Annotated in this window: 7 protein-coding genes and 1 tRNA gene; 2 read left to right on the forward strand and 6 right to left on the reverse strand. The window is 51.7% G+C overall.

The genetic code is table 11. The features are described from left to right. The first annotated feature begins 123 nt into the window (after window positions 1–123). Window positions 124–756, forward strand: coding sequence for a site-specific integrase (locus QME66_12195; protein MDI6809724.1), 633 nt, complete (start codon window positions 124–126; stop codon window positions 754–756). Between the two features lie 40 nt (window positions 757–796). On the opposite strand, the gene QME66_12200 is transcribed toward QME66_12195, so the two are convergent. After that, window positions 797–870 (reverse strand) — tRNA-Glu (locus QME66_12200). A gap of 145 nt (window positions 871–1,015) precedes the next feature. Further along, window positions 1,016–1,645 (reverse strand): XRE family transcriptional regulator, encoded by a 630-nt coding sequence (locus tag QME66_12205; protein ID MDI6809725.1) that lies wholly within the window; start codon window positions 1,643–1,645, stop codon window positions 1,016–1,018. A 326-nt stretch (window positions 1,646–1,971) separates the two neighbouring features. On the opposite strand from QME66_12205, the gene QME66_12210 reads away from it, so the two are divergent. Then, window positions 1,972–2,886: a radical SAM protein gene (locus tag QME66_12210; protein MDI6809726.1), complete on the forward strand. Its 915-nt coding sequence runs from the start codon at window positions 1,972–1,974 to the stop codon at window positions 2,884–2,886. A gap of 22 nt (window positions 2,887–2,908) precedes the next feature. Here the strand turns inward: QME66_12210 and QME66_12215 are convergent, their stop codons facing one another. From QME66_12215 to QME66_12230, 4 genes are all read right to left on the reverse strand, one after another. Next, on the reverse strand, window positions 2,909–3,643 hold the full coding sequence (locus tag QME66_12215) for a hypothetical protein (protein MDI6809727.1): 735 nt from the start codon (window positions 3,641–3,643) through the stop codon (window positions 2,909–2,911). A 113-nt stretch (window positions 3,644–3,756) separates the two neighbouring features. Next, on the reverse strand, window positions 3,757–5,094 hold the full coding sequence (locus tag QME66_12220) for a replication-associated recombination protein A (GenBank protein ID MDI6809728.1): 1,338 nt from the start codon (window positions 5,092–5,094) through the stop codon (window positions 3,757–3,759). Between the two features lie 144 nt (window positions 5,095–5,238). Next, on the reverse strand, window positions 5,239–5,637 hold the full coding sequence (locus QME66_12225) for a secondary thiamine-phosphate synthase enzyme YjbQ (protein ID MDI6809729.1): 399 nt from the start codon (window positions 5,635–5,637) through the stop codon (window positions 5,239–5,241). A 545-nt stretch (window positions 5,638–6,182) separates the two neighbouring features. Beyond that, window positions 6,183–6,897: hypothetical protein (locus tag QME66_12230; GenBank protein MDI6809730.1), on the reverse strand; the 715-nt coding region annotated here is incomplete at its 5' end.

The following is a 6,897-nucleotide window of genomic DNA, read 5'->3' on the forward strand; positions in this document are numbered from 1 at the left end:
CTGGTAACATTCTCTAATGAGGCAACACGCCGGGAATTCTAATTGTCGCTGAACAGGCATATGCTTGAATGTGCGGTTGATTGGGGATACCTTAAGAATAATCCCTGTAGTGGAGTAAAGGAGTTGAAGGAACAACCCGGCAGAATTCGTTACCTAACCCCTGAAGAGGCGGAGAAGTTGCTTGTTGCTTGCGACCCTCAAAGCCTCAGAGAAAAGCTTTCCAACACCGGGCGTTCCCTTTCTAATCTCATGAATATCTATCTTAAGCCCATTGTCTTGATTGCTCTAAACTCAGGGATGAGGAGAGGCGAAATCCTGCGGCTCAAATGGAAGAACATAGATTTCCAAGCAAGGCGCATTACGATTGAGAATACCAAGAACAACGAGAGAAGAACTGTCTATATGAACGAAACTCTCTGCCGGACCCTGAAGTCACTCCCCATCCATCTTCATTCCGAGATCGTTTTTCCGGACATCAACGGGAATATGCTCACCGTTGCCTTTGAGAGAGCGTGTAGAAGGGGTGGGATTGAAGATTTCCGGTTCCATGACCTGAGACATACCTTTGCAAGCTACCTAACGATGGGAGGGGCTAACTTGAGGACGGTTCAAACCCTTCTTGGACACAAGGACGTGAGAATGACGATCAGGTATAGTCACTTGTCCCCGGAGTATCTCAACGAGGCGGTCAGGACTCTTGAAAAGGACCTGGTTCTGATTTCAAATAGTCACTATTTGGACACTGGAGGGAAATGAGAGATTTGGCGAAAGGAGGTAACCCTTTGCAAACAAAAAGCGTCCCCAACGGGATTCGAACCCGTGTTGCCGCCGTGAAAGGGCGGTGTCCTTGGCCAGCTAGACGATAGGGACGTTAGTATTGAGGGAAGACGTGTGACCACACGGCATGCGATTTCCTCTTCGACGAAATGCCTGCCGGTGCGAAAAGGGCTCTTCAAGGTTTGTTGAGAACCGTTTCAGAGCCCTCACGTCAATCAATGAGACAGGAAACCTGGGTTCAGTCGCCTATTACGACGACCAGTCCCTCAGCCTTTGACTTCGCCGTGTTCTTCCAGTGAATGGAGACGTGCGGAGGAACCCAGATGCTGTCGTTTTCTTTCATGCTGTAGGAATTCACGCCGACGGTCACATCGACTTTCCCGCTCATCAGAAACCCGAGGCATGGGGCCGGCGTGTTCAGGCCCTTCTCAGAGCTTCCGCCCTGTGAGTCGATGATGACATGATAGGCGACAAGATTCGATCTGTGGACACGCGGAGATGGTATCTCATACGCCTGAGTTCCCGTCCCGAGTTTCTTCAGCTTCCTCTGGGTGCCCCTTACGACTCCGATTCTTTTTTCTTCCGATTCGACAAAGAATTCATAGAGTGGAGTCTCAAGCACCTTAGCGAGGCTGCAGAGCGTCTCGATTGAAGGAGACGAAACTCCTCTTTCGATAGTGCTGATCTGCCCGTCAGTGACACCAACTTGTCTGGCTACGTCAAGCTGTGTCAGACCTCTTTTCCTCCTGATTTCTCTTGCTCTTGCTCCCATGAATTTACGCTGCACTGATATGTCCATAACGCCTGCTACCTCCTTTTCTGAGAAACCCCTCTTCCTCAAAGGTTTCATGGCCATGTTGCTTCGCACGAGCTTTCCTGGAAGGGAGGGATCAACTCCGTAGGCTCGGTCGGATTGTAGACATGACCACACTAACAAATAGCATCACAATTTGTCAACAACGTTTCTCTGTCCTAAATTCCATAACTCTTCTCTTCTTGCATTCTGAGCATTGCCGCCGGCAGTTCCGCTCTCACCGTTCCTTGCTCGATTGCCGAGTATAGGTTACCATTCATCAGAAAGCAAGGAACCTGTGGTCTTGCGATTTGTACCCCATTTAGGAGCTGGCGGTTCCGGAAGTCATCACCGGATGGGCGTACCTCCCGCGCATTTCAAAAGGGAGAGGATACCGAAAAATGCACTATCCCAGTTATCTCAACCATTTTGAGTCTGGCGTTCTCAAGGAGAGGGCAGCTTTCCTGAATTCTCTCCTGAACGACTGCGCAATATGCCCGCGAGAGTGCGGGGTCAATAGAACAAAGGGCGACTTGGGCGTGTGCGGATCAGGTGCTCTTCCAAAGGTGGCCAGCTTCAACGCGCACCACGGTGAAGAGCCTCCCCTTTCCGGCACTCGCGGCTCTGGAACAATATTCTTCTCCGGCTGCAATCTCAGGTGCGTTTACTGTCAAAATTATCCGATAAGTCAGCTTGCTAACGGGGAAGAAATCTCACTGGATGAACTCGCTTCCATGATGCTAAGACTTCAGGAAAGAGGATGCCACAACATAAACTTCGTGACTCCCACCCATTTCATGCCGCAAATTCTGAACTCCGTATTGATTGCCATAGGGAAAGGTCTCCGCCTACCGCTTGTCTACAACACAAGCGGGTACGAACTCGGGAAAATGGTCGAGCTCCTGGATGGGATCATCGATATCTATCTGCCCGACATGAGATACGGCGTAAGCCTGCATGCGACAAAATACTCGAAGGCACCGGATTACAGCGAGAGAAACAGGGAAGCGGTGAAGGAAATGCACAGGCAGGTAGGAGATCTCGTTCTAGATGAAGACGGCACAGCCGTGAAGGGGTTGATTGTAAGACACCTTGTGCTTCCAGGCGGCCTGAGCGCAAGCGAAGAGGTCTTCAGGTTCCTCTCGCAGGAGGTTTCCAAGAACTGTTATGTCAGCTTGATGGCGCAGTACTTCCCGACGCACAATGCGGACTCTTACCCGGAGATTGACCGAAGAATCACGAAAGGAGAATACACGGAGGCAGTCAGACTGCTGAAAAGATACGGACTGAACCGGGGTTGGGTTCAGTCCATTTGAGTTCCCTCGTGCTACAAAAAGCCTACTGATACATGGCCTTCAACGTTCCCCAGCTTATAGGCACAGTATCAGTCATCAGCGGGTCGTCAGTTGTTGTATCGTGCGAACCGGGAGCCTTGATCTCTGAAGGGTCAGGCATCCCATTTCCGTTTTCGTCAATAAACGCGCCAAGCACCAGATACAAGCACTCGCCGGTCCACTTCACGTGAACCGTCACCTCTCCTGAGTAGTGAGGTGCTGCCGGAGTCGCTACTTCAATGTCGCCCAGGAGATAAGGCGTCGTGTATTTCGTTCCGTCCACATTGAGGTCAAAGAAGCATTTGTCACTCGTACACATGGGCAATGAAGTTAGCTCCATTCCATTGTCAGAGACAAAGAGATAGACGGATCTGAAGGTGGTGGCCCTGTTGCTCCAGCAGCGAATTGTAAGCATGAAATTCTTGACCTCAGTGAAATACCCTTCGCCCTCACCGCTGGATTGGTCGAAATCAACCGGGTTGGCCAAATAGACATCTCTGGCTACCGTCAAGTCGGTCTTATTGACAAGTACTTTGCCTCTCCGGTCGTATTGGGGGTCGTAACCGGGTTCTCCCGGAAAGACGACCTTGTACTCGTTGCCGTCGTAGTGATAGACGGATATCCCGAATGGATAGACCATCAGAGCAGGGTCAGGGTTAGCAAAGAGCGTTGCTGCAGAGACTAAGGAAAGAAGCAGGACTGCAAAAACAAACGCACACAAAGTACCAATTCTGGTCATAAATGAAAACCCCCTTCTGTTGTCTGACTAAGCTGTACTCTCTGAGGGGTTGTCCAAGCTGCGATCTATTTTCTAACTCTCTTGAATAATTATATCAACCGCCAGCCTGCGAGTCAAGAACTTTCGCCGTCCTTTTTGTTCCTCTCTTTCCTCCAGCCCTCGATTCGTCTCAGAATCTCCCCTTCCAGGCCGGCTCCTTTCGGCTTGTAGTATGATTTCCCCCTGAGATTGTCAGGGAGATAACTTATTGGCACAAAACCACTTGCCTTGTCATGAGGATAAATATAATCCTTTCCGTAGCCAAGCTCCTTCATGAGCGGCGTCGGAGCATTTCTCAGAAACATCGGCACAGGCTGGGCTTCATTCTCCTTGACGTCAGTAGCGGCCTCTTCATACGCTGTGTAAACCGCGTTACTCTTCGGCGCACACGCAAGATAGGTCACTGTCTGGGCAAGGGCCACATTGGCTTCCGGCATCCCGACAAAATGGACTGCCTCCTTTGCCGCCACGGCAAGAACAAGAGCCATAGGGTCTGCATTTCCAATATCTTCGGAGGCAAACCTCACAAGCCTTCTAGCGATGTAAAGGGGGTCCTCTCCCCCTTCGAGCATGCGGGCCAACCAGTAAAGTGACGCATCAGGGTCAGAGCCCCTCATACTCTTGTGGAGGGCGGAAATAATGTTGTAGTGCTCTTCCCCGTCCATGTCATAGCGGAGTGCTCTTTTCTGCATCGCTTCCTCGGCTATGGCGAGCGTTATCACTCTCTTGCCGTCGGCGCCCGGCGGAGTCGTTAGAACTGCCATCTCGATTCCGTTCAAGGCAATTCTCGCATCACCGTTCGAAAAAATCACGATGTGGGCAAGAGCTTCTTCTTCCACTGTGGCTTCGTATTTTCCGAGGCCCCTTTCCTTGTCATCGAGCGCCCTCTTTACGATTACGGCCACATTCTCAGAGGTCAAGGGGTTCAATGTGAAGACTTTTGACCGCGAGAGAAGAGCAGTGATCACTTCAAAAGAAGGATTCTCAGTCGTTGCTCCTATCAGGACTATTGTCCCGTCTTCCACATAGGGCAGGAAAACATCTTGCTGCGCCTTATTGAACCTGTGGATTTCATCAACAAAAAGTATCGTCCTCCGCCTGTTGAATTTTCTTTCGTCAATGGCAATTCTTATCACTTCCTTTATTTCCCTGATGCCGGCTGTGACGGCGCTGAACGAAACGAAGCGGCAACCGGTCTCTCTTGCGATGATTCTTGCGAGTGTGGTTTTGCCGGTGCCGGGAGGACCCCAGAAGATGGCTGATGTAAGCTCACCTTTCTCCAGGACAATCCTGAGAAGCTTCTCTTCCCCAAGGATATGCTCCTGGCCTACAAACTCATCAAGGCTTCTCGGCCTCATCCTGTCGGCCAGCGGAGCCCTCAGGAGCAGCTCTTCATCAGATTCATCAAACAGGTTGAAGCCTTCCTTCTCCGTCTCCACTCGTGTCAGCCTTTCACCAAAGCCCGTGCTTTCGAAGCGAGAATCTTCCCGCACTCCCCACATCCCACCAGCGTTGCCGGACTCTCCTCTCTGTCAGGGATGCGAGGCCGACCGATTCTATCCGGGAATGACCTTCACCATCACCCTTCTTCGCCTCGGGCCGTCAAACTCGCAGAAGAATATTGACTGCCATGTGCCAAGTTTCAGATCTCCGTTTTCCACAAAAACAGTCTCAGATGCCCCGACAAGAGTCGATTTTATGTGAGCCGCCGAATTTCCCTCCGCGTGGGAGTAGCCGTGCTCAAAAGGGACGATTGCATTGAGCTCCCTCAGCAGGTCCTTTGTTACAGAAGGATCGGCCCCTTCATTCACCGTGATCCCGGCCGTGGTGTGAGGAACACACATACAGCATATGCCGTCCTTCACACCGCTCTTTCTCACTACGCTCCTCACGTCAGAACTGATGTCAACTACCTCCACCCGGGCGCAAGTTGAGACAGCAATTTCCTGAATCATCTGACCTCCTTTCCGAATACCCTGCAGCGTAAAGGAAACCTTCTTCTGACTTTCTCTATTGAGACCCAGCCTTCACAACTCCTAGCCCGCTGTTCGAGTCTTGGACTCTGCCGGACAGAACACCGCCATTGCCAGGTGCCGGTGCACCCAGATGATACGGCTTGAAACAGGAAGGAACAAGAGCAAAAACCTTGAGTGGCTATCTTACTAGACATGGGAACCGGGCATCTTGCATAGGTATCAGCACCTTTTCTTTGACTGCCATACGATATGTTAGCGGTCCGGCTCCTTCTTCCCGTGGCAGCCTTTGTTCGAAGAGAGAGACACTCGTGCCCGAGATTCGGTTCCACCAGGCCAGTCGTTTGGGCTGTAATAGATTCAGCAATTCATCAAAAAAGGAGCAAAAGAGATGACGGCCTCACTCATCACAGCAAGCCAATACTCGAGCACGTCACACCGTTCGGTCCTTTCTCAAGAAATGAAAGGGGCCAGAATCCGAATCTGGCCCTCTTCCTTTGCTGCTCTCTGGCTAGGTCTCCCGTTGCTTACTTGAACTTCGCCTTGATACTTCCCCACGTAGTCCTGCCAGCCGGGGTGTAAGCGCATTGCGGACTGCCGACTTGGTCACAGCTGGGCCACCCGTTGAAGGACCAGGACCGACAAAAGTATGACCCGTCGCATGTGTACGAACCATCATAGGTGCCCGCATTACAGCCGTATGCTCCGTCGCAGGTGGTGGTTCCGTCACAGGTCAACTTGGAGAAACATGTGTACCAGTCAGAACATGTGGGTGCCAAACACGTGGGTGTGGCACGGCACGTAGGTGAATTGTCGCAGGTGGGAGTCCGTGTGCATGTGGCGTCGCTCTTGCATGTGCATCCCACACATGTGGGGTAGCAGCAGCACGTGAACTCCCCGAGGTAGGTGCACTCGCACGTGTAGAATCCCACACATGTGGGGTAGCCGCCGCACGTGTACTCCGTGCATGTGGTGACCATGCATGTCTGTTCGCACGTGTACTCGCACGTGAGGCCTATGTACGTATCCGCAGGAGACCTCCCGCCCTGAAAAGCCCCTCCCTTTGCCTCAGCCACCCGCGCACCTGTCGCCGTGGCAGAAGTTAGTCCTTCGAGCGTCTTTATTGCAGTATTAAGCGCAAGCGAAAAGGCAGGAGAATCCTTCTCAGGAAGAACGGACCTCGTCCCGCTTGAGAAGTGTGCAAGAAATCCCCCCAGGACAACGATCGAAACAAAAACAATA

Source organism: Candidatus Eisenbacteria bacterium (assembly GCA_030017955.1).
Taxonomy (GTDB): Bacteria; Eisenbacteria; RBG-16-71-46; order JASEGR01; family JASEGR01; genus JASEGR01.

Bases quoted from the DNA above. Each gene is read 5' to 3' on its own strand.
- QME66_12210 (MDI6809726.1), top strand. From the start codon at position 1,972: ATGCACTATCCCAGTTATCTCAACCATTTTGAGTCTGGCGTTCTCAAG.
- QME66_12215 (MDI6809727.1), bottom strand. From the start codon at position 3,643: ATGACCAGAATTGGTACTTTGTGTGCGTTTGTTTTTGCAGTCCTGCTT.
- QME66_12225 (MDI6809729.1), bottom strand. From the start codon at position 5,637: ATGATTCAGGAAATTGCTGTCTCAACTTGCGCCCGGGTGGAGGTAGTT.